The organism is Labilibaculum antarcticum, assembly GCF_002356295.1.
GTDB lineage: Bacteria > Bacteroidota > Bacteroidia > Bacteroidales > Marinifilaceae > Labilibaculum > Labilibaculum antarcticum.
In genome coordinates this window covers 1,170,140-1,194,023 of record NZ_AP018042.1, presented here as the reverse complement: position 1 = coordinate 1,194,023, position 23,884 = coordinate 1,170,140, and the positions used below count along the sequence as shown (strand labels likewise).

General features: G+C 35.1%; 19 protein-coding genes. 6 read left to right on the top strand and 13 right to left on the bottom strand.

What is annotated here, in order from left to right; genetic code table 11:
• Position 1 precedes the first annotated feature (1 nt).
• From ALGA_RS04390 to nifH, 3 genes are read right to left on the bottom strand one after another with little or no spacing between them, the layout of a single operon-like run.
• Complete coding sequence (locus ALGA_RS04390; protein ID WP_262496494.1) at positions 2–370, bottom strand: P-II family nitrogen regulator; 369 nt, start codon at positions 368–370, stop codon at positions 2–4.
• Between the two features lie 30 nt (positions 371–400).
• Entirely contained in the window at positions 401–727 is a 327-nt protein-coding gene (locus ALGA_RS04385; RefSeq protein ID WP_096428178.1) for a P-II family nitrogen regulator, read from the bottom strand.
• Between the two features lie 58 nt (positions 728–785).
• On the bottom strand, positions 786–1,610 hold the full coding sequence (nifH, locus tag ALGA_RS04380) for a nitrogenase iron protein (protein ID WP_096433402.1): 825 nt from the start codon (positions 1,608–1,610) through the stop codon (positions 786–788).
• A gap of 515 nt (positions 1,611–2,125) precedes the next feature.
• Between nifH and ALGA_RS04375 the strand changes: the two genes are divergently transcribed.
• Complete coding sequence (locus ALGA_RS04375) at positions 2,126–3,682, top strand: sigma-54 interaction domain-containing protein (RefSeq protein WP_096428177.1); 1,557 nt, start codon at positions 2,126–2,128, stop codon at positions 3,680–3,682.
• Positions 3,683–3,730: 48 nt separating this feature from the next.
• Positions 3,731–4,210, top strand: a complete 480-nt coding sequence (locus ALGA_RS04370; RefSeq protein WP_096428176.1) for a GNAT family N-acetyltransferase — start codon at positions 3,731–3,733, stop codon at positions 4,208–4,210.
• 55 nt (positions 4,211–4,265) lie between these two features.
• On the opposite strand, the gene hemH is transcribed toward ALGA_RS04370, so the two are convergent.
• The 4 genes from hemH to ALGA_RS04350 all read right to left on the bottom strand — a co-directional run bounded on the left by hemH (position 4,266) and on the right by ALGA_RS04350 (position 8,408).
• The gene (hemH, locus tag ALGA_RS04365) at positions 4,266–5,279 is read right to left on the bottom strand and encodes a ferrochelatase (protein WP_096428175.1); all 1,014 of its coding nucleotides are present in this window, start codon (positions 5,277–5,279) and stop codon (positions 4,266–4,268) included.
• Between the two features lie 137 nt (positions 5,280–5,416).
• Entirely contained in the window at positions 5,417–6,310 is an 894-nt protein-coding gene (hemF, locus tag ALGA_RS04360; protein ID WP_096428174.1) for an oxygen-dependent coproporphyrinogen oxidase, read from the bottom strand.
• Positions 6,311–6,346: 36 nt separating this feature from the next.
• The gene (locus tag ALGA_RS04355; RefSeq protein ID WP_096428173.1) at positions 6,347–6,658 is read right to left on the bottom strand and encodes a DUF6787 family protein; all 312 of its coding nucleotides are present in this window, start codon (positions 6,656–6,658) and stop codon (positions 6,347–6,349) included.
• A gap of 217 nt (positions 6,659–6,875) precedes the next feature.
• Positions 6,876–8,408 carry a peptide MFS transporter gene (locus tag ALGA_RS04350; RefSeq protein WP_096428172.1) on the bottom strand — a complete coding sequence of 511 codons (1,533 nt, stop codon included), beginning with the start codon at positions 8,406–8,408 and terminating at the stop codon, positions 6,876–6,878.
• 310 nt (positions 8,409–8,718) lie between these two features.
• On the opposite strand from ALGA_RS04350, the gene ALGA_RS04345 reads away from it, so the two are divergent.
• Together ALGA_RS04345 and ALGA_RS04340 are read left to right on the top strand one after the other, a co-directional pair.
• The gene (locus ALGA_RS04345) at positions 8,719–10,230 is read left to right on the top strand and encodes an NAD(P)H-hydrate dehydratase (RefSeq protein ID WP_096433400.1); all 1,512 of its coding nucleotides are present in this window, start codon (positions 8,719–8,721) and stop codon (positions 10,228–10,230) included.
• Positions 10,231–10,309: 79 nt separating this feature from the next.
• Complete coding sequence (locus ALGA_RS04340; protein WP_096428171.1) at positions 10,310–11,452, top strand: DUF4831 family protein; 1,143 nt, start codon at positions 10,310–10,312, stop codon at positions 11,450–11,452.
• A gap of 88 nt (positions 11,453–11,540) precedes the next feature.
• Here ALGA_RS04340 and ALGA_RS04335 read toward each other — a convergent pair whose 3' ends face one another.
• The 6 genes from ALGA_RS04335 to ALGA_RS04310 all read right to left on the bottom strand — a co-directional run bounded on the left by ALGA_RS04335 (position 11,541) and on the right by ALGA_RS04310 (position 19,589).
• Entirely contained in the window at positions 11,541–12,812 is a 1,272-nt protein-coding gene (locus ALGA_RS04335) for an adenylosuccinate synthase (RefSeq protein ID WP_096428170.1), read from the bottom strand.
• 243 nt (positions 12,813–13,055) lie between these two features.
• Positions 13,056–13,514 (bottom strand): Fur family transcriptional regulator, encoded by a 459-nt coding sequence (locus ALGA_RS04330; protein ID WP_096428169.1) that lies wholly within the window; start codon positions 13,512–13,514, stop codon positions 13,056–13,058.
• Positions 13,515–13,614: 100 nt separating this feature from the next.
• Complete coding sequence (locus ALGA_RS04325) at positions 13,615–15,861, bottom strand: RelA/SpoT family protein (protein WP_096428168.1); 2,247 nt, start codon at positions 15,859–15,861, stop codon at positions 13,615–13,617.
• A 182-nt stretch (positions 15,862–16,043) separates the two neighbouring features.
• Entirely contained in the window at positions 16,044–17,360 is a 1,317-nt protein-coding gene (locus tag ALGA_RS04320; RefSeq protein ID WP_096428167.1) for a M16 family metallopeptidase, read from the bottom strand.
• Positions 17,361–17,362: 2 nt separating this feature from the next.
• Entirely contained in the window at positions 17,363–18,601 is a 1,239-nt protein-coding gene (locus ALGA_RS04315) for a M16 family metallopeptidase (protein WP_096428166.1), read from the bottom strand.
• Between the two features lie 34 nt (positions 18,602–18,635).
• Positions 18,636–19,589: an NAD(P)H-dependent flavin oxidoreductase gene (locus tag ALGA_RS04310; RefSeq protein WP_096428165.1), complete on the bottom strand. Its 954-nt coding sequence runs from the start codon at positions 19,587–19,589 to the stop codon at positions 18,636–18,638.
• 371 nt (positions 19,590–19,960) lie between these two features.
• Between ALGA_RS04310 and ALGA_RS04305 the strand changes: the two genes are divergently transcribed.
• Positions 19,961–21,736 (top strand): chloride channel protein, encoded by a 1,776-nt coding sequence (locus ALGA_RS04305; RefSeq protein WP_231706055.1) that lies wholly within the window; start codon positions 19,961–19,963, stop codon positions 21,734–21,736.
• A 341-nt stretch (positions 21,737–22,077) separates the two neighbouring features.
• Entirely contained in the window at positions 22,078–23,853 is a 1,776-nt protein-coding gene (locus tag ALGA_RS04300; protein WP_096428163.1) for a chloride channel protein, read from the top strand.
• Positions 23,854–23,884: the final 31 nt, after the last annotated feature.

The following is a 23,884-nucleotide window of genomic DNA, read 5'->3' as shown; positions in this document are numbered from 1 at the left end:
TTTAATTATCCAGAACTTGATCACCGCTTTCTGCAGTTCTTACACGTATCGCTTCATTTACAGGCAAAACGAAAATTTTACCATCTCCTGGGGTTTTTGATTGGTTTGCTTCAATTATTGTTTCAATACATTCTGATACTTTATGGTCTGGAACAACAACTTGAAGTACGCGTTGAGGGCGAAGTCTTGGTTCTTTTCCTAAAAGCTCTAATGCTTCCGGTTGATCATTCTTCACACCTTCTAAAACTTTAGCATCCCAAAGACCTTTGCCACGTCCGAAAACACTACCTGTTGCAGTCATCGAAGAAAATCCGGCATCACGTAAAGCCCTTTTGGTTTTGTTCATTTTATTAATTTTGATAATGGACATTATACACTTCATACCTTCGAGTTTTTAGATTTATAATTCTTTGGTGCCTCTACTTATTGTGTAAGCTTCATCAACTGGGGATACAAATATTTTCCCATCACCAAAGGCTCCTTTGGGTGATGATTTGGCAGCATCCAGAATGGTACTGATGGCGAAGTCTTTGTCTTCATCTTTTATAACCATTATTAGCATTTCCTTAGGTAGTTCATCGTAAGTAACATCACCGATTTTTATTCCTCGTTGCTTACCGCGACCAACCACTGGCATTTTTGTTACAGCGATGTATCCTGATTCGAATAGAGCTTTTAAGACTTTATTGGTTTTTTCAGGACGAATTATTGCTTTTATCATTAACATAGTCTGTATTGTTTTAAATGTTTTGGATTATGTGTTTTGTTAATTTGAGTAGGATTTATTAGGCGTCAATACCAAAATCGATTAGAAGTTTTTCAAGTTCTTCCATTTCCAGAGGTGTCGGAATTATAAACATTTCATTAGAATCTATGGCATTGGATAATTTACGATATTGATCTGCCTGACCATGTTCTGGCTCATATTCAATCACTGTTTTACGATGAATTTCAGCTCTTTGAACAACATTGTCACGAGGAACAAAGTGAATCATTTGTGTACCTAATTTTCGAGCTAATTCTTCAATCATTTCACTTTCGTGATCAACATTACGCGAGTTGCAAATTAAACCTCCCAAACGAACAGCTCCATTCTGTGCATATTTTTGAATTCCTTTACAGATGTTGTTTGCAGCATACATGGCCATCATCTCACCCGAAACAACAATGTAAATTTCTTCCGCTTTTCCTTCTCGAATCGGCATTGCGAAACCACCGCAAACCACATCACCAAGAACATCGTAGAATGTGTAGTCTATTTCGTATTTTTCATCCCAGGCACCTAGTTGTTCCAGCATGTTAATCGAGGTAATAATTCCACGACCAGCACAACCAACGCCTGGCTCAGGTCCACCTGATTCTACACATCTTACTCCACCGTAACCTGGAATAACAATATCATCCAAATCAACATCTTCTCCTTCTTCACGCAGTGTGTCCAGAACTGTTTTTTGAGCCAATCCTCCAAGCAATAGTCGAGTAGAGTCGGCTTTTGGATCGCATCCAACAACCATGATATTTTTTCCAGCTTCAACTAAACCTGCAACTGTATTTTGTGTGGTTGTTGATTTTCCAATTCCACCTTTTCCGTAAATGGCAATTTTTCTCATATCAATTATATTATTTGTTAATAGTTGACAAACCGTATTCATAAAGCGTACCATTTGCTTTTTGGAGTTGGCTAATCCTGGTGCTTTGTAGTCTGTAATATAGTGTATGCGAAATAGTTATGTGGGTTTACTGGAGTTTGGTGTTCATTAATCGCGCGTCGAAATCCTACAGAATTGTAAGAAATTTAGTTTTTAAGTACATATTTGAATCTTAGTGTATTATTGTTGATTCAGTAAGGGATTGCTATCTATTTTATTATTTTTTTCATACAAAAATGTATTTATACAAAATTTGAAGTGAGGACTCGGAACTCTATTAAAAGCGGTTCTTATGTATTAGGGGTTGTTTTAGTGGGGCGCTTGTTGTAAAAGGCATATCATTAACGCCTGACAACCCCCTAAGGAAAGGGTTGGTATTTAAAATAAGCATAAATAAGCGAAGTGGGGTGTGTTTTGGATAAGTGGGTCTTATTTTTTATGTAATTTTGCAAGAGTATCCCCTTAAATATTCGAATATGAGTTTAAAATGTAATAAAGCTGGCGACGAATGTTATGGTTTTAGTGAGATGTCTCTTCTTTTCGATATAAGCCAACGACTTTTAAACAGTAATGAATTAAAAAAGGATTTGTCACCAATCTTATCCTGTTTGGTGAAACACTTGAATGCCGAAAGAAGTTTTATCACCATTTTCAATCGGCACACAAACCGAATGATGATTGAGGCAGCATATGGTTTAAGTGTGTCGCAGCAAGCAAGAGGAAAGTATGATTTGGGTGAAGGGATTATTGGTAAGGTTGTTGAATTGGCCAGACCAGTTGTAATTTCAGAAATATCAAAATCGAAACTTTTTATCAACAAGATTAAAACGGAGCTTACTAAAGATGGACAGGAATTAACATTTATTTGTGTGCCACTTTTGCTCGATAATGTGGTTACTGGAGCTTTAAGTGTGGTAAGAATTTACAATTCCAACATTTCGGTTAATGAGGATATTCAACTATTAAGTATTGTTGGATCGATGATTGCAAAAACGGCTCGTTATAAGCAAGGTAAAGTTGAAGAATTAGAAGCATTACGAGAGCACAATAGAGAATTACAAAGTCAGCTCGATAGCCGTAAGCCGCATAACATTATTGGAAACTCGGGTAAGATGTGTGATTTGTACGCTTTGGTAAATCGGGTGGCTCAAACAAATAGTACGGTTTTATTACGCGGTGAAAGTGGGATTGGAAAAGAGCTGTTTGCAGAGGAAATACATAATAAAAGCAAACAAAAGGATCATAAGCTTATTAAAGTGAATTGTTCGGCATTGCCAGAAAGCTTAATCGAGAGTGAGCTTTTTGGACATGAAAAAGGGGCCTATACTGGAGCTGATCAAATGCGAAAAGGAAGATTTGAATTGGCTGATGGCGGTACATTATTTCTCGACGAAATAGGTGACTTGCCTTTATCTACGCAAGTGAAATTGTTACGGGTTTTACAGGAAAGGGAATTTGAACGAGTGGGTGGTTCTAAAACCATTAAAGTGAATGTGCGAATAGTAGCTGCAACAAATCGTAATTTGGAGGAGCTAATCGAGAAGGGTGATTTTAGAGAGGATTTTTATTATAGGATAAATGTTTTCCCAATATTCATACCTCCTTTACGACATAGAAGAGATGATATTCCCATTTTGGTGGATCATTTTATCGATAAATTTAATCGGAAGAATAATTTTCAAATTAAAAGAATAACAACATCTGCATTAAATATGTTGATGGTTCATCGTTGGCCTGGTAACATTAGGGAACTTGAAAATGTAATTGAACGATCGTGCATTATGGCCAAGGATAATGTAGTTCATAGCTATGATCTGCCTCCAACTCTTCAAACGGCAGATTCAACAAACAGTACAATGGAAGGTGGTATGATGGTTGTGGTTGAACAACTTGAAAAACAATTGATTCGTGACGCACTTACTACAACGTCGGGGAATGTGACGAAAGCGGCTGAATTACTTTGTGTTACAGAAAGAATGTTGGGAACAAGAGTGAAAAAATATGAGATTGAGACCTGGCGTTTTAAAGTGTAAATTTTAAAATTAGTACCGAAACGATAAAGACTTTTACAAACTGAAAATATGACCACACTTTCTTATTCCTTTGTAGAGTTGAATCTTGATGATCAAAATCATCAGACTGCATTGTTCAATTTAATGAATACGTATATGTTGGATCGGATGGGTTGTGAAAAACCCTTGCATGTTGATTCCTTTCAAGATTTAGTAAAAGGTTTAAAAAATCAGGCCAATTATATTGGTGTGTTAGTGAAAATTGATGGGGGATATATTGCTTTGGCCAATTGTTTTGTGAATTTTTCTACCTTTCAAATGTCTTCCCTTATTAATATTCATGATCTCATTGTCTTGCCAGATTATCGTGGAAAAGGAGTGGGGAGGTTCTTAATGCAGTCTGTTAAGGCCATTGCCAGAAACAGAGATTGTTGCAAAATAACTTTAGAAGTTCGCAACGACAATCAAACAGCTCAAAATCTTTACCTTTCGGAAGGCTTTAAGGAGTGCAGTCCGTCCATGTATTTTTGGGAGTTTTCGCCGATTTAGATAAAATTATTTTAAATAATCTGAGACTGATTTAAGCTGTTTTTAAGTATCGTGATTATGCTTTTAAAACCAAATCCTTTAAGGTGGCAATCCATTTCGGATGATCGTTTAGACTTTCAACCAAAACTAATTTCTCTCCACCATTTTTTTCGAAAATTTCTCTATATTCAATCCCAATTTCAACTGTTGTTTCCAAGCAATCAGCAACAAACGCAGGACTGAAAACAAGAATCTTTTTAGCTCCTTTTTTGGCTTTTTCTTCCACAATCTTATCAGAGAAAGGTTCCAACCAGTTTTTGTTCAATCGGGATTGAAAAGAAACCGTGTATTTTTCTTTAGGAATAGATAATTTCTCAGCCAATAAGCGACTGGTCTCGAAGCAGGTCGAGCGATAGCAATAGTAATCTGTTTCCGGAATGAACTTTTTGTGACAATCGCATTTAAAACAATTCCGGTTAGGATGAACTTTGTTTATTTGGCGAATTGGTAAACCGTGGTAGGAGAATATAAAATGATCAAAATCGTTTAAATCATTCTTTTGTGCATTTTCAACAATAGTTTCCAGATATCCTTCATGGTCGAAGAATTGATTAATAAATCTGACATCAGGAATAACTTCCCATGATTTGATAATTTCCATTGCCTTCTGAAAAGTTGAGCCTGTTGATGAGGAAGCGTATTGCGGATACATTGGCAGAATAATTAGCCGCTGTGGCATATCCTTTTGTATTTTATCCAGAACGCTCTTCATTGATGGTTGTTCATAGCGCATGGCCAATTCAACAGTAAAATTGGAATCCAGTTCCTTTTGAAGCAAATCTTTTACTTTCTCGCCATAAATTAGTAATGGTGATCCATCTTTTGTCCATACTTGTTTATAGATTTTTGATGAACCTTTGGCTCGAAAAGGAACAATAATAAGGTTCACTAATATTTTGCGCAATAACCATGGAATGTCAATTACTCTCGGATCATTTAGAAATTCAAAAAGATATTTACGAACATCAGATACGTTAGGACTTTTTGGTGTTCCTAAATTAAGGAGTAAAACAGTAGTTTTTTTTGACATGATAATCGCGTTAATTATTGAGACAAAAGGGAAATGTTATGCTATTTCCCAGCTTAAAGTAATAAAATTTTTCTTCCACTACTAAACAAATCAAACTGCGATTTGTTTTTTGATTTGAGAAATAATAGTGATTGCACTTATTCCACCCAATTAATTCCTTTTTTTAGAAGAGAAAGTGTTAGTTCTTCTTTGGAATCGCTTTCAATTGTGTATTGGTAGGTCCATTTCACTTCAGGAGGCATGCTGATCAAAATCGATTCTGTTCTTCCATTGGTGTCTAATCCAAATTTGGTTCCCTTGTCAAGCACCAGATTAAATTCTACATATCTTCCTCGTCGGTGCAATTGCCAGTCTTTTTCTTTTTCCGAATAGCTTTCCTCTTTGTTCTGGCTCATTATTCCGCAATATAGAGGTGCGAATAAATTACCTACATCCATTATGAAATTAAAAATCTCCACTTTACTTAAACCATCTGTTCCATTTAGTTGATCAAAGAAAATACCTCCGGCACCGCGTGTTTCATCCCGAAAGGGTAAATAAAAATAATCATCGGCCCAGTTTTTAAATTTAGAATAATATTCAGGATGATAACGATCGCATACTTCTTTCAGTTTCCGGTGAAAATATTTGGCTTGATCTACATTTATATAAATAGGAGTAAGATCAATACCACCACCAAACCAATAGTTGCCATCCTCTAATTCGAAGTAACGAACATTCATGTGAATAATTGGTACATGTGGGTTTTCGGGATGCATGATTAGTGATACCCCTGTAGCAAAGAAATTTGAATCGGAAAGTTTAAGTTTGGTTTTTATTTTCTCTGGTAATTCGCCGTGAACAGCAGAGAATTGAACTCCGCCTTTTTCAATAATTTCCCCATTCTTAATTACCCGACTCCTGCCGCCACCACCTCCTTCGCGGTCCCAATTATCTTGAATAAAAATAGCTTTCCCATCGGTTGTTTCAATGGCTTTGCATATTCTATCTTGTAATTGGCGAAATTTTTCGGCGATTATTTCTTTATTCATATGAGTGTGATTGTGTTCTGGTTCAGTATCGTTTTTCTAGGATAGCGGTTGTTCTTTCTTTTTCGGAATAAAACGGCTCAGCATTTTCTTCTCGAATTTCCAAAAAAAGCGGAATTGACCTAACAGACTGCCAACAATTAGTAAGAATACCTGATAGGTTGGGGTAATGATTAAAATACTCATGAAAACTTTAATCAGGAGGTTGGTATCTGGTCCAATGGACATGTACTCAAAAACGGGCTTGCGAACCATAACAGAAAGACTTCCGGTAACCGAAAAGGTGATAAGAATAAGAATTAATTGGATGTTAGAGGTGATCTCCCAACGTTTTTTAAGTTTTTCAAACATGTGTTTTATATGATTTTAAAATTAAATATCTATCGGTATTATTTAGAATAGTTTTGAATAGGGACAAATATAATATAAAATACCTTTATGTCTGAAATAGGATGAAAGAATTCTATTTGATTTTATTGATTGGTGTATAGAATATTTGATTGGAGAGTTGCAGGCATAAAAAAAACCGCCCCAATGTGAGGCGGTTTTAGATATATTTCTGATTAGTTTATTTAGAAACTCTTTCTAACCATTTTACCATAAAAATAATTGTAAACATCGAGATTGCTGTAGCGATAACGAAAATACTCCAAGTCATCCAAACTGGGATAGTCTGATATAATACTGCGCCGATCCATAATAATCCATTTCCTAGTGCAGTAGCACCTAACCATCCACCTTGCATCAGCCCTTGGTACTGAGGAGGGGCAACTTTAGAAACAAAAGAAATACCCATTGGGCTGATAAAAAGTTCAGCAACAGTTAAAATGAAATAAGTTCCTAGTAATAGGTAAGGAGCAACACGCTGAGAATCCATAAGTGGAGTACCACCTGCAGATGGAGTAATAGTTTCCCATAATGGTAAACCGAATGAGCCTAACATCATAACAACAAAAGCCAAACAAGCGATCCCCATACCTATAGCGATTTTCTTTGGAGTTGAAGGTTCCATACCTCTAGCTCGTAACCAACCGAAGATACCTACTAAAATAGGAGTTAATCCTACTACAAAGATTGGATTCATTGATTGGAAAATTTCTACTGAAAAATCCCAGCTTCCTATTTGAAGTAAGGTGTAATCCTTAGCAAATAATGTTAATGTTAATCCATTTTGGTGGAAAGAGAACCAAAAGAAAATAACAACAGAGAACACAGCTAATAAAGCATACATACGTTGTTTAATTTCCTTAGCTTCCATCTTTACTTCCTCTTTAGTATAACCGGAACCTTTTGCAGCTTCCTCTGATCCTTTTGGATTTGGAAATTGTTTTTTGTTTTTGATGAATACTAAAATTGAGATAACCATCGCAAAAATTGCCGTTCCAAAAGCATAATGGAAACCAGTGTTAAATACATTTAAGTACCTATTTGCAAATTCAGCTAAATCAGCAACAGGTGCTCCACTTGCTTTATCAGCAAACTCTTGAAATGTAGCCATTGAAGCATCAGAAATATTACCATTAATGAAACTATGGCAATATTCAGGTAAACTTGCATCATATTGTAATTGATTTTTACCTAACCACCAGTTTCTCATCACAATAGCCGCAATTGGAGCAAAAATACCACCAACATTGATAAACATATAGAATAATGAGAACCCAGAATCTCTCAGTTTTTCATACTCAGGAGAATCATACATTTGGCCAACTAAAGCTTGAAGGTTTCCCTTAAAAAGGCCATTACCAAAAGCAATTACAAATAATCCAATTAATGTAATAGTTAGGTAAAATGGAACACTGGCTACTGGTGTAGGTGTAGGTATTGCTAGAATAACATAACCAGCAGCCATCATAACTAAACCAGTTAGAATGGTACCTTTGAAGTTGTTAATTTTATCAGCGATAACACCTCCGACTAATGCTAAGATGTAAATCGAAAAATAGAAAATAGAGTAAATAATACCAGCATTAGCTCCATCTAAATTAAATTTTGCTTGTAAAAATAATACCAAAATAGCCATCATGGTGTAGAAGCCAAATCGTTCTCCCATGTTTGCTAAAGCGGCAGGAATAAGTCCTTTAGGATGTCCTTTAAACATAAATGTTAGTTTTTAATTATAAAAGTAAGTTTCGGTTTTAAGATTGACAAATATATAGAAAAAAACAGAAGAGAGTAACGATTTGTTACCAAAATGAATCTATTTAAAACGTTTTCGTAAGCATATTCAATTATTGAAAGTTTAGTATCTTTGATAGTTGTACCCAAACCTTAATGAATTGAAACGAATATGCTGTAGTGAAAGCAAGCTTAAATTTAATGCTTGAAGTATTTAATTCATGTCAGATTTTACATCTCTGTTTATTAACTTAGGAATAGTGTATCATTTTACAATTAAAAACTTGATAACAATGAAAATATTTACTGCCAAACAGGTTGCCGAAATTGATGCTTACACCATTATAAATGAACCAATTTCTTCTATTGATTTAATGGAAAGAGCTGCTGGTGAAATTTACAAATGGATTACTGATCGTTTTCCTGCTCCGCAAAATTGCAAAATCTTTGTCGGTCCTGGGAATAATGGTGGTGATGGATTGGCCTTGGCGCGCATGTTGGCAGGTGGAAATTACTCAGTTGAAGTATTTGTACTTCAAATTAGTGATAAAATATCGGCTGATGCGGAAGCTAATTTGGAATGCATACGGATTTTAAATACTTTGGATTTGTATGAAATGACATCTATTGATTCAATGCCTTGGCTTTTTAAAGACGATATTGTTATTGACGCAATTTTTGGATCGGGATTATCGAGACCAATAGAGGGATTCGCTTTGGATGTTGTAAATGCAATTAATGCAAGTGATGCAAATGTTGTTGCAATTGATATTCCATCGGGCTTGATGGCAGAGGATAATTCAAAAAATAATTTGAGAGGTATTGTTCGTGCTGATTTTACTTTAAGCTTTCAGTTTCCAAAATTGGCTTTTCTTTTTCCTGAAAATGAAATTTATGTAGGAGAGTGGGAAATAATATCAATTGGTTTGCATCCTGACATTATCAGTTCAAAAACAACTGCTTACAAAGTCTTGAGTAAAGAGTTTGTGAAATCTTTACTGATGCCAAGAAAGAAATTCGATCATAAGGGAACCTACGGTCACGGATTGCTGATAAGTGGCAGCTATGGAAAAATGGGGGCAGCTATATTGGCCTCCCGAGCTAGTTTACGGTCAGGAATTGGTTTGTTAACATCGCACATTCCGCGTTTGGGTTATCAGATAATGCAGACAGCCGTTCCCGAAGCCATGGTTAGTATCGATCGATCGGATATTATTTTTACAGAGTATCCGGAGTTAAGCCAGTTTAAAGCGGTAGCCATTGGTCCAGGAATCGATAAAAAGCAAAATTCTTTTCGGGCAATAGTTAATTTGTTGAAAGAGGTAAAAGTACCGCTGGTAATAGATGCGGATGCTATAAATATTATTAGCGAACATCCAGAATTAAAAAAAGAATTGCCAATGGGTAGTATTTTCACGCCTCATGTTAGGGAGTTTGAACGCTTGGTAGGTAAAAGTGGTGATAGTTATACCCGTAATTGCATGCAACGTGAATTTGCAAAGGCGCACGGACTAACCTTGATGTTAAAAGGTGCATACACGGCTATTTGTTGCCCCGAAGGAAGTTGTTATTTTAATCCTACAGGGAATCCGGGTATGGCAACTGCTGGTAGTGGTGATGTGTTAACTGGAATAATATTATCTTTACTTTCGCAGGGATATTCATCTCACATTGCAGCCATAATCGGTGCTTATTTGCATGGTTTAGCGGGCGATTTGGCTTCCGTTGATGTTGGAGTGGAGGCATTAACTGCCAGCGATATTATCGATTATTTGCCAAAAGCATGGTTGTATTTAAAAAAATGATAATCTCTGCATATTAGTTATTCAAAAATCAACGTTAGTTTTTATTAGTTAGTTGTAAACAAAAAAAATATAGATTGTGATGAACCGAATGATTCTTAGACCTTTATTGGTATTGCTTGTTGTAATTTTTTGTCAGTGGAACACCAGTGCGCAAAAAAGAAGAACATTGGAAACTCCAAGTACAGTAGTGTATGCATTGCCTCAAACAGTGGTGAAACTTAATGTTACGGCAGAAAAAATAGTTTTAAAAAGAGGTCCTTTTGCCGATTACGCAAAGAAATACCTGAATATTTCGGATGTTGTTACTGCCGATGGAGTAGAGTGGGAACTAAAATCGATTGATGTTTCTACTCATGGAGAAGTAGATCCGGAACAATATCATAAAATCACCACTTCCGTGGATTATGAACCAAGTTTAATTTCTTTAACTCCTGCTGGATTAATAAGAGGTTTTAATTTGGATAAAAAAATGATGTTGAAAGAAGAAAAAGAATTGGTTTTCATTACTGATGATAAGATTAATATAGAATACGGAGAATTCTCAATTGACCCAGTAATAAAATATAAAGAGGATACTGTTTTTAAAGTGTTGGAAACTGATACCGCTTTTGTAAAAGTTCCGGTACTGGAAAAGCAAGCCTTGGCAAAAACAATCGAGGAAAAAGCAGAAGAAGCCGCTCATCAGATATTTAAGTTAAGAAAAAGAAGGTTCAAAATATTAACTGCAAATTATGAGGTATTACCTCCGGACGGAATGGCTTATGAGATAATTATTAAAGAATTGGAAAAATTAGAAAATGATTACGTGTCTCTATTCATTGGTAAGAAAGTTGGCTTTTTAGAGAGTTTTCAGTTTTTATATACTCCTAAAAATGGTGAAAATGGTGGCGTGATTTTCCGAATGTCTCCGCAAGATGGTCCGGTAGGAGTCAATGACTTGGGAGGAAGACCAATTCGTGTCGATTTTAAAAATTTGGAAGTAACAAGAGAGTTGGTAATTATCCCAAATGTTGAGCTTATTCCTCAAAAGCAAATATTTTACCGAATTCCAGGAATGGCAGATGTATCTATTTTAAATGGAAAAGAAATTTTATTTAAGAATAGAATGTCGATTGCACAGTTTGGAAAAATAGTTAGCATGCCTGCAGAAGTATTGCTAAACGAAAATTACGGCATCGAATTTTATCCGGATTTAGGATCAATTAAGAGTGTGAGTAAATAAAGAAATGAAAAAGGATATAAAAAAAACCTGTTTGATAGTTCAAACAGGTTTTTTTGTGAGTCTTATTAGACTCTATTCTTGTGCTTAATTAATCAAGCATTCTTTCAATAGTTTGAGCTCTGTTTGGACCAACAGAAACAATTTTCACAGGTACACCTGTTTCTTTTTCAATAAAATCAATATAAGAATTGAATTCTTCTGGAAATTCATTTTCATGAGCAACAGCAGTCATATCTGTTTTCCAGCCCTTAAACTCTGTGTAAACAGGTTTAATTTCCGCTGTCATTTCATAAGGAATGTGCTCAACTTCTTCACCATTTACAATATACGAAGTACAAATTTTAATGGTATCAAAATCGTCCATTACATCCGATTTCATCATAGTCAATTCGGTAACACCGTTAATCATGATTGAATATTTCAAGGCAACTAAATCCAACCAACCGCATCTTCTGGGACGTCCTGTTGTTGATCCAAATTCATTTCCTTTAGCTCTTAGTAAATCTCCATCTGCATCGAAAAGTTCCGTTGGGAATGGTCCCATACCGACTCTTGTACAATAAGCTTTAAAAATACCAATTACTCTACCAATTTTATTTGGAGGAACACCTAAACCAGTACAAGCTCCGGCACAAATAGTATTCGATGAAGTTACAAATGGATATGAACCAAAATCAACATCTAACAAAGTTCCTTGAGCACCTTCAGCAAGGATTGATTTTCCTTCTTTAAGAGCATCATTAAGAAATTGCTCGCTATCTATTAATTGAAATTCAGCTAAAACTTTAATTCCTTCGAACCACTCAGCTTCATACTCAGAAAGATCGTAATCGAACTCGTAAAGTTTGTCGAGCATTAAACGATGCTTGCCAACTAAAGAATCGTATTTTTCCTTGAAGTTTAAGTTGATGTCTCCTACACGTAAACCGTTTCTACCGGTTTTATCCATATAGGTTGGTCCAATTCCTTTAAGGGTTGAGCCAATTTTCGATTTTCCTTTTGCTGCTTCTGATGCTGCGTCAAGAATTCGGTGAGAAGGTAATATTAAATGAGCCTTCTTCGAAATAAATAAGGTTTTGGATAGATCGATTCCAAGTTTTTTTATTCCTTCAATTTCTTTTTTAAAAATTACTGGATCGATTACAACACCGTTTCCAATAACATTAATCTTATCATCACGGAAGATACCGGAAGGGATAGTATGCAGAACATGCTTTATTTTATTAAATTCTAAAGTGTGTCCGGCGTTGGGTCCACCCTGAAAACGGGTGATAAAATCGTACTTTGGGGTCAGTACGTCCACAACTTTTCCTTTACCTTCATCTCCCCATTGGAGGCCTAAAAGTACATCAACTTTCATCTGTCTAATAATTTGATAGTAAATCTTAACAAGTAAATATCCAAACCAATATTATTTTGAATTTATAAAACGGCTCGTGTAATTATGTTAAAGCTTGAAGAATGGTTACAAGTTTTAACAGTCAAAGGTAATAATTATTTTCATTTTGCCGTTGGGAAATGACTGTTGTTAATAAGTCAATCACAGGCATAAAAAAACCTCTTGTTTAAAGAGGTTTTTGAAAGATATTAATTGTTGATAAACTTAGTCGTTTTCTAGTTTTCTACATTCTTGGCAAATTCCGTAGATATATAAGGAGTGATGTGAAACTTTAAAGTCCATATCATCGGAAACATTCTTACGAACATCTTCCAAACGAGTATCACAAAACTCAAGAACTTTACCACAACGAGTACAAATTAAATGATCGTGCTTGTTGCTGTCATATGCTTTTTCGAATTGAGCAATGTTTTTACCAAATTGGTGTTTAACAACCAATTTACAATCCAAAAGAAGATCTATAGTGTTGTATAGCGTCGCTCGACTAACACGATAGTTTTTGTTTTTCATAAAGATATAAAGAGATTCAATATCGAAGTGTCCTTCCCGTGAATATATCTCATCAAGTATGGCATATCTTTCGGGGGTCTTTCGATGTCCCTTTTTTTGAAGATATTCTGTAAACATCTTCTTAACAATTTCTTTAGTGTCTTCGTTGCTCATATCAAAAATAACCTATTTGTTATCTAATCTAATTTAAAATAATGGGTCTAAAATACTGATTTTTTTTAGAACTAAAAGCTTATTTAGAATAAATTTTAATTTAGCTGTATTCTTCAATATTTTCGATACGTTTCACATTATCAAGACCTTTTACCTTAATTAGTTTCAAAATTAAATTGTTAAGATCTTCAGTATTGTGAACATAGAGATGGATTAAGCCCTCAAACACACCATCATGACTTTCAAAGTGCAATGATCGCATATTTACATCATGATCTTTTGAAATAACATTTGTAACTTCATTCACAATGCCAATTTTATCGATTCCTGTTAATTCGATAATGGCCAAAAAAGACATTAATCTATGACTGGTCCAGTCTGCGGCAAGAATCCGATCACCTTGGCTCGACATTAATTTTAATGCATTGGGACATTTCCTTTTATGGATGGTCACATTATTGGCCATGTCCAGATAGCCAAGAACTTCGTCGCCAGGTATTGGCTTGCAACAAGTTGCTATTTTATAACTCTCGTTAGTTGCTAATTCTGTAAGCATAAGAGTTTTCTTTTTATCAAGTTCTGGTTTTGTGTCAGGAATTTCAAGAACTTCTTTTTCATTATTCCCCTTCGAGTCACCAAAAAACTGAAGTTTCCAATACTTAATGAATTTACTTTTCGATTTTTTTCGAACTACGCCATCAATTTCATTAATATCTATTTTTCCTAATCCAACCTTGTAAAACAATTCTTCTTTATTCGAGAGTTTGTAATATTCCAGCATTTTGCGAAATGCATTCGCATTTAATTTAAGACCACTATCCAGCAATTGATCTTCAATCATTCGAACCCCTTTAAAGGTGTATTCTTTTCTCTCTCTTTTAAAGGCTGATTTAATTTTCGACTTTGCTCGGGCGGTGATTACAAATTCGATCCATTCGTATTTTGGCACCTGTTTTTCAGAGGTTAAAATTTCAACCTGATCACCACTTTTTAATTCATGGCTCAATGGTACCAGTCTATGATTTACTTTCGCACCAATACAGTGATTTCCAATATCGGTATGAATGTCGTAGGCAAAGTCAAGTATTGTAGCTTTTTTCGGTAATGTGCGAATGTGACCTTTGGGTGTAAAAACCTGAATTTCCTTTGAAAATAAATTCAATTTAAATTCGTCCAGAAAAGCCATAGCATCAGCTTCGGGATTATCTAAAATTTCACGAACATCGGTAAGCCATTTGTCTAATTCTGATTCGCCAGAGCCACTTGTATTGTATTTCGAATGAACAGCAAAGCCTTTTTCTGCAATATCATCCATCTTCTCTGTTCGGATTTGAAATTCGATCCAATCTCCTTGAGGCCCCATTGCTGTTACGTGCAATGCTTGATAACCGTTGGCTTTAGGCGTACTAACCCAATCTCTGATACGTTCAGGTTTAGGTTTGTAAATATCAGTAATGAGTGAATAGATATTCCAGCATTGATTTTTCTCCGAGATATTTGGATCAGGTTTGAAAACAACTCGAACAGAAATAAGATCGTAAATTTCTTCAATACTCTTGTTCTGAGTTTCAATCTTATTCCAAATTGAGAAAATTGATCTGGGTCTGTTCTTAATGGTGCATTTAATATCTGCTTCTTTAAGTTTCGCCTTAATAGGAGCTATTATCTTTCGAATTATTTTTAGTTGTCTTTCTTCTTGCTCTACTATTTTTTTCGAAATATTTTCAAAATCATCAGGATGTTCATATTTCAGACTTAAATCTTCCAATTCCGATTTAATAGCATATAAGCCCATTCGATGTGCCAAAGGAGCAAAAAGGAATAGAGTTTCTCCGGCAATTTTCATTTGTTTGCGCAAAGGCATGGAGTTCAGAGTACGCATATTATGCAATCTGTCCGCCATTTTTATCAGAATAACCCTTAGATCGTCCGATAGTGTTAAAAGCATTTTTCTGAAATTCTCTGCCTGCATCGAAGTTTGTTGATCAAATACGTCTGATATTTTGGTAAGACCATCAACAATTTGAGCTATTTTTTCGCCAAAGTGATTTTGAATATCATCGAGAGTGTATTCTGTATCTTCAACAACATCATGCAACAACGCTGCTACAATGGATTTGGTTCCCAGGCTCATTTCTTTAGCCACAATTTGAGCGACCGAAATAGGGTGTAAAATATAAGGTTCTCCAGATTTACGGCGCACACCTTTATGAGCTTCCCATGCAAAATGAAAAGCCTTATCTATTATCTGCTTACTTTCAGCTTCGCGACTTCTTTTGCAATGCTTTAAAAGTTCCTCGTAAGCATCAAGTATTAGTTGTTTATCTTTTTCGGTCTCACCACTCATAAAAACCTATTTATTTCGCGTTGTTTATTGCTTTGCTTAAATGTACCGAAATCTAATAATTTTCTAACATTAAATAAAGGACTTGTTTGCCTTTTTTTAATATTATAATCTCAGATATATGAAGTTTTACAACAATTTATTAGATGTTAAATCAATAAATAATCTTGTTGGTAAAAAAAGGATTACTTGGGAAATACAATTGCTTCTTCACATTCCTTTGGTCCACTTACTATCAGGTATAAATCTTCAGGTTTTAAATATTCATTTGCCAAATCAAGTAATTTTTTAGCTGTAACTGCCTTTAGATCTTTAATAAACTTCTGGAAATAGCTGTTGTCAAAGCCAAATGGTAAGTTTCCTCTTAAACCATCTGATAAGGCAAAAGGGCTGTCTAAATTCCTAAGCATTTCGCCGGAAATATAGTTTTTCACTAAAGTTAGTTCTTCTTCTGAGACGATTTCTTCCCTTAGTCGTTCAATTTCAATGAATATCTCTTGAACTGCAGCTTTACAAACTTCGGCACCAACTTCAGTAACAATCGTAAAATGGCCATCTTTTAAATGTGAGATTATAATGGAGTTGATTCCATAGGTATAACCTTTGTCTTCTCGGATATTTTGCATTAAACGCGATCCGAAATAGCCTCCTAATATTAAATTCAGGAGTTGCATTCCTGTATAGTCCGGATGAGTTTTTGTAAATAGTTTTCGACCAATTCGAATCGTAGATTGAACAGCATCATTCTTGCACACGAAGGCTGATTTTTCTTTTGATTCTATGATTTCATGCTTACAATCAGCAGATTTACTTTGATCTGTCCATTTACCTTCACCAAATAAATAATCAACCTGAGCCAATACATTATCATCCACCTTACCAGCTATTATTATGAGGCAATTGCTAGGTGTGTAATGTTTTTTGTAGAAATCAATTATATCTTGTCTTTTGCAATTATCAAATTCACTAATGTCATAGGTATTTGAGTAAGGATGATTTCCTCCATAAATCATCTGTGTAAACTTCTCTTTAGCTAAAACATTTGTTTTCTGATGTTCAATTTGATATTGCTGTTTCTTATTGGTTAGAATTGTACTGAACTCTTTCTCTGGAAAAATGGAATCTTTAATCAGATCTGCGGTTAAAGTAAGAGTCTCCGAAAAATGTTTTTTTAAACTGTATAGCGTAACATTTGCATCATGTTTGCTGGCTGAAAACCCGACGTGAGCTCCTAAAAAATCAAATTTTTCTGCAATTTCAGATGCCGTCATCGAATTGGTTCCTTCGTTAAGCATTGTGCTTGTTAAAGTGGCAATTAACGGCTTTTTCTGATGCCAAATTCCAGCATTAAAAATGAATTCTATTTTTACAACATCCTGACTACCACCGCTGATAATGTGAACGGGAATATTATTGCTCAACGAATGTTTTTGTGATGGTAGAATTTCGATGCTGTCTACCGTTTTGAATTTCGGAGCTGTATTTCTATGTAAATTTTCCATTCCTATTTTTTTGAGTAGTAGTAGAGTGTAGAACAATTTTCTTTTCTGAAAAGTTTGGCTGAACTATTTAAAATATCATCAACACTTACTTTCTGATATTTATCTACTTCTTTATTAATATCATCGGCTTCGCCAAGTAATTCATGTGTAGCTAAAGTCATAGCCTTGTTCAAGTAGCTGATTTCTGAAAACACCAAAGTCGATTCCACCTTGTTTTTTACTTTCTGAAGTTCGTACGCATCAACTTTTGTCGTAGCTATTCTATTCAATTCTTCCCAAATGGCTGCTTCTGCATTTTCCATGGTAACTCCTTCAACAAGTTTCCCTGTTACCAAAAATAATCCTGGCTCAAATTCACCAGTGATGTATGCATCAATCGAGGAGAATAAATTCTTCTCTTTTACTAAGGATTGGAAAATTCTGGAAGATTGTCCGTTGGATAATACATCGGAAACCAAGTCAACAATATAGAAATCTTCATCCATTCTTTTTCCCATATGGAAAGCCATATAAATGGCATCGAAAGGAACATTACTGTCGATTCGTTTACTACGAAATTCATTTTGAACCGGTTCTACAGGAAGATTTCTTTCAGGAACCTCTCTTCGTTCAATTGGAGCAAACCATTTTTCAGATAGTTCTTTTACTTGTTGAGTATCTACATTTCCTGCAACAACCATTATTGCATTGTTAGGTGCGTAATGGTGAAAAAAGAAATCCTTAACTTCCTCTAAAGTAACTTTTTCAATATGATCGATAGATTTTCCTATTGTTGGCCATTGATAAGGATGCTCTTTATAAGCCAGAGGGCGAAGATGCAACCAAACATCACCGTAAGGCTGGTTGAAATATCGTTGTTTAAATTCTTCGATAACAACACTGCGCTGTACTTCAAGACTTTTTTCGCTAAAAGCAAGACTAAGCATTCTGTCGGATTCCAACCAAAAAGCCGTTTCTAAATTTGCCTTGGGAACAGTCAGGTAGTAGTTTGTAATGTCATTGTTAGTCCACGCATTATTATCACCGCCAACCAACTGTAAGGGTTCATCGTAGTTGGGAATGTTAACCGATCCTCCAAACATTAAGTGTTCAAAAAGGTGAGCAAATCCGGTTCGTTCAGGATTTTCATCTTTCGCTCCAATATTGTATAATATATTTACGGCAGCCATTGGGGTGGTTTCGTCGCGATGCACAATTACCCGCAAGCCATTCTTAAGTGTAAATTTATCAAATTCGATCATATTTTTTCTTTTGTGATTTAAGAATGGATACGTCTTAAAATGTATATTTATCTGATTGCAATTGAGCCAGACTTTCTTGATACTCTTGTTTTATTTGATCTATAATTTCAGAAACCGGTTGTATTTTATTGATTAGGGCTGAAACCTGTCCAATCTCCAATTCGCCTTCCTCTAAATTTCCTTCAAACATGCCACTTTTAGCACGGCCTTTTCCTAATATTTCCTTCATCTCTTCCGGGGATGCACCTCTGCATTCCGCTTCATTCACTTGATTGAAAAAATGATTTTTAACCAAACGAGTAGGAGCTAACTTTTTTAGAGCCAGTTTTGTTCCGCCTTCACTTAGTTCCAGTACCGATTTTTTAAAATTTTCGTGAGCCGACGATTCTTCAGATATTGCAAAACGGGTTCCTATTTGCACACCATCAGCCCCTAACACCATCGCCGATAACATGCTCTCTCCAGATCCTATTCCGCCTGCTGCAATCAATGGCAATTGAATCGCTTTTCTAACCGAAGGAATTAATGTTATTGTAGTTGTTTCCTCTCTTCCGTTATGACCTCCTGCCTCAAAACCTTCGGCAACAACTGCATCAACACCAGCATCTTCACATTTTTTAGCGAAAAATGCACTTGATACTACGTGCACTACTGTAATTCCATGTTTCTTTAAAAAAGGAGTCCATTTTTTAGGACTTCCAGCTGATGTAAATACAATTTTAACACCTTCCTTTACGATGATATCCATTATCTGGTCTATTTCAGGATATAGCAGAGGAACATTAACACCAAATGGTTTGTTGGTTGCAGCTTTGGCTTTCCGGATATGTTCCTGAAATATATCTGGGTGCATCGATCCGGCACCAATTAATCCAAGTCCTCCAGCATTACTAACTGCTGTTGCCAGTTTCCAACCTGAACACCAAACCATTCCACCTTGAATAATTGGCAATTCGATATTAAAAAGAGATGTTATTCTATTTGTCATTATCTATAAAATCTAAGGTGATTCAATTAAAAAAAGACACAAGAACAAAGATTGTATGCTTGTGTCTATTGATAGGAATAAAGTGTGATGCAAATTTAGAAAAATTCTCGATAAGAATAAGACTTCGAAGTATGATTTTAAGCATACACTATAAGTTGTTGTTAATTGAGGCATACTAATGAAAATAGGATGGATGTTCTTTAGATCTATTATATATTTCAAAATAGAAGGTATTATTATTCCTTTTTGGGAGTTGCTTCTTGTATCTTGAGCGAGATATTCCTTATTTTAAGCATCATTAAGGTGAAAGTGACTAACATTTGTCAATTAAATAAGTTCATATTTTAAATTGACATTATTATCTTGTAAGAGTGAAGAAAAAATCATTATTGGGTCGTTTTTTAGTTTGGCGTTTAAAGCACATTAGTATCCGCCAGTTTATTATGATGTTAGCCGTGCTTATTGGTATAACCTCTGGAATTGCAGCTGTTATAATTAAACATTTGGTTCATTTTATTAGTTCTCTACTTCAGAATAATTCTTCTCCTGAATATAAAAATATATTATACGTCGTTTATCCCACTATTGGAATTTTGATGGCCGTTTTATTTATAAAATATGTAATAAGACGTCCGGTGCGGCATGGTATTCCTAATGTATTGTATGGCATCTCTAAAACAAATGCTCATATTAGCCGTCACAATATGTTCTCGTCAATTGTAACATCTGCTTTTACTGTAGGATTTGGTGGTTCTGTTGGTTTGGAGGGACCGTCTGTAGCGACCGGAGCAGCTTTGGGATCAAATATTGGTCGCTTATTTCATTTAAATTACAAACATGTTACATTACTTTTAGGTTGTGCTTGTGCGGGAGCAATGGCGGCTATTTTTAAAGCTCCAATTGCGGCAATAGTATTTGCATTGGAGGTGATCATGCTTGATTTGACCATGTGGTCTTTGGTTCCTCTTTTGCTGGCATCAGCTTCTGCTGTAATTACTTCTTACTTCTTTTTAGGAATGGATGTTTTGTATCCTTTTAAAGTAGAGAATGTATTTGATATGTCGGATATCCCATACTATATTGCTTTGGGGATTTTCACAGGTTTGATAGCAACTTATTTTACGAAATGTTACATGTTTATACATGGTATTTTCGAGAAAATTGAATCAACTTATAAAAAGTTAATTTTTGGAGGTTTATCTCTTGGACTTATTATCTTCTTTTTTCCGGCTTTATTTGGTGAGGGATACGAAGCTATAAACTCATCACTTTCAGGTGATTATTCATATTTATTCAATAATTCATTCTTTTATCCTTTTAAGGATGAATTTTGGATGGTTGTTGTTTTGTTGATTCTGGTAATCTTTTTTAAAGTAATTGCTTCTTCGATAACTTTTGGAGCGGGTGGAGTAGGTGGAATTTTTGCACCAACACTTTTTATGGGTGTCAATGCGGGAGTTTTGTTTGCCAAAATTGTGCAGTCCTTAGGGTTAAGAAATCTAGAGGTTAATAATTTCGCTCTTATTGGAATGGCCGGAATGATTGCGGGAGTATTACACGCACCCTTAACAGGATTGTTTTTAATTGCAGATATATCAGGTGGTTATCAATTATTTGTTCCCTTAATGATCACGGCTACTATCTCCTACGCAACAGTAAAAACTTTTGAAACTCATTCTGTGTATACTATTCAATTGGCAAGGCGTAAAGAATTAATGACTCATGATAAAGATCAAAATGTATTGTCGTTAATGCGGGTTACTAAGTTAATTGAGAAAGATTTTAATACTGTAAATTCAGATGCAACTTTAGGAGATTTGGTAAAGGTAATTGCCATAGCACATCGAAATATTTTTATTGTAATTGATGAAGAGAACAATTTCCAAGGCATCGTTAAGTTGGATGATATTCGTGAAATCATGTTTCAGCCTGAAAAGTACGATAAAGTTTTTGTGCGGGATTTAATGATCATTCCTGAGGTTGTAATCCAGCACGACGAGTCGATGGCGGATGTGGCTAGTAAATATCAATATTCCGATAAATTTAATCTGGTTGTTCTTAATGAAGGTAAGTATTGTGGATGTGTGTCTCGCGCGCAAATTTTTTCGACTTACCGACGCATGTTAAAACATTTTTCCGAAGATTAATAAAATCGAAATTCAAGCTTGTTTCTGAGCCTTCATTCATAACAAACGTTTGCTTTGTTTGCTCTATATATCAATGCATTAGTGGTGTTGATGAAAAGTTTTTAAAATTTACTCTCAAAAGGTTTTCTCCTTATTAATTATCCATTACTTTTGCACTCCATTTGAAGAGCTGTTATGTAGGTGTTTTGTCTAATAAGCTCAGATAATCAATGGGATACATAAGATTAATATGATCGCTGGATTTTTTTATGTAATTCTCTATTGGGTCGCCTGACTTCTTCAGCCATTCGACCTATACGTATTAATAATGTCGTTAGACGTAAACGTTTATTTTTTTTGAAATGAAGAATAAAAGCTTGCTTTCCCGGTTTTTAATTTGGAGAGTGAAGAACATCAAGGAGCGACAATTCGTTCTGTTATTAAGTTTTTTAGTTGGTCTTTTAAGTGGCATAGCAGCACTTGTATTAAAGAACACCATTCATTTTACACACCACTTTTTAACTCACCGATTGCATGTAGATTCTGCTAACCTTTTGTATTTGGCTTATCCGGCAATAGGAATATTATTGACCGTATTGTTTGTGAAATTTTTCGTGAAGGATAATATTGGACATGGAGTTTCTCGTATTTTGTATGCTATTTCGAAGAAAAATTCTCATATAAAATCACATAATAATTATTCATCCATTATTGCCAGTACTTTAACTATCGCTTTTGGAGGATCGGTTGGATCGGAGGCACCAGTAGTGTTAACGGGAGCATCTATTGGTTCCAATTTGGGACGTATGTTTCACATGAACCAAAAAATTATTACACTAATGGTTGGATGTGGTGCCGCAGGAGCAATTGGAGGTATCTTTAATGCGCCAATTGCAGGTATGGTTTTTACCTTAGAAGTCTTAATGTTAGATCTAACAATGGCTTCTCTAATACCTTTGCTGATATCATCGATTAGTGCAGCCAGTGTATCCTATTTCTTTATGGGAAAAGTGTTTTTGCTATCTTATGCTGTAAAAGAGCCTTTTGTAATTAATAACATTCCATATTATATTATTTTGGGAGTTTTTGCAGGTATGGTTTCTCTATATTTTACACGTTTCTCAATGTATTTGGAAACGATTTTTGATAAGATAACCAATTGTTATCGTAAAATGTTGGTAGGAGGCATTCTACTTGGGGTTATGATCTTTTTATTTCCTTCTCTTTATGGGGAAGGTTATAATACCATTCAAGCTCTTCTTAATGGCAATTATACTGAATTAGTAAATAATAGTATTTTCTATTTTTTAAAAGATCATTACTGGTTGTTACTTGGTTATGCTGTTTTAATTATTGTTTTTAAGGTTATCGCCTCAACAGTTACCACGAGTAGTGGTGGGGTTGGAGGTATTTTTGCCCCATCTTTGTTTTTGGGTGGTATTTCTGGTTTTTTTCTAGCGAGAGTAATCAACGGATTCAATTTAGTTAAGTTATCGGAAAGTAATTTTACTTTGATTGGTATGGCAGGTGTTATGGCAGGTGTGTTGCATGCTCCGTTAACAGCTATATTTCTTATTGTTGAAATCACAGGGGGGTATGCTTTGTTTATTCCCATCATGATAACAGCAACAATAGCTTACCTTACTATCATGTATTTTGAGCCTCACTCAATTTATACCAAGCGATTAGCAAAACGAGGTGAATTGATTACTCATAATAAGGACAAAGCGGTTCTGACACTGATGAAAATGGGTAAGGTGATAGAGACGGATTTAAAACGAGTGGATCCGAATGCTACTTTGGGAGAATTGGTAAAGATTATTTCCCATTCTCATCGAAATATCTTCCCTGTTGTTGATGAGGATGAAAAATTGTTAGGAATCGTACTTTTAGATGATATCAGAGACATCATGTTTAGTCCGGAGATGTACGATAATACATTCGTGTGGGGCTTGATGATAATGCCACCTGCCATCTTGGATGTTGATGCTCCAATGGATAAGGTAATGCGTAAATTTGAAGAAACAGGAGCCTGGAACCTACCGGTTGTACAGGATGAAAAATATTTGGGCTTTGTATCAAAAGCGAAAATCTTTAATGTTTATAGAAGGGTTTTGGTACATTTTTCAGATGAATAGTAATTTAGGATTAGTTATTAGATTTTTAAAA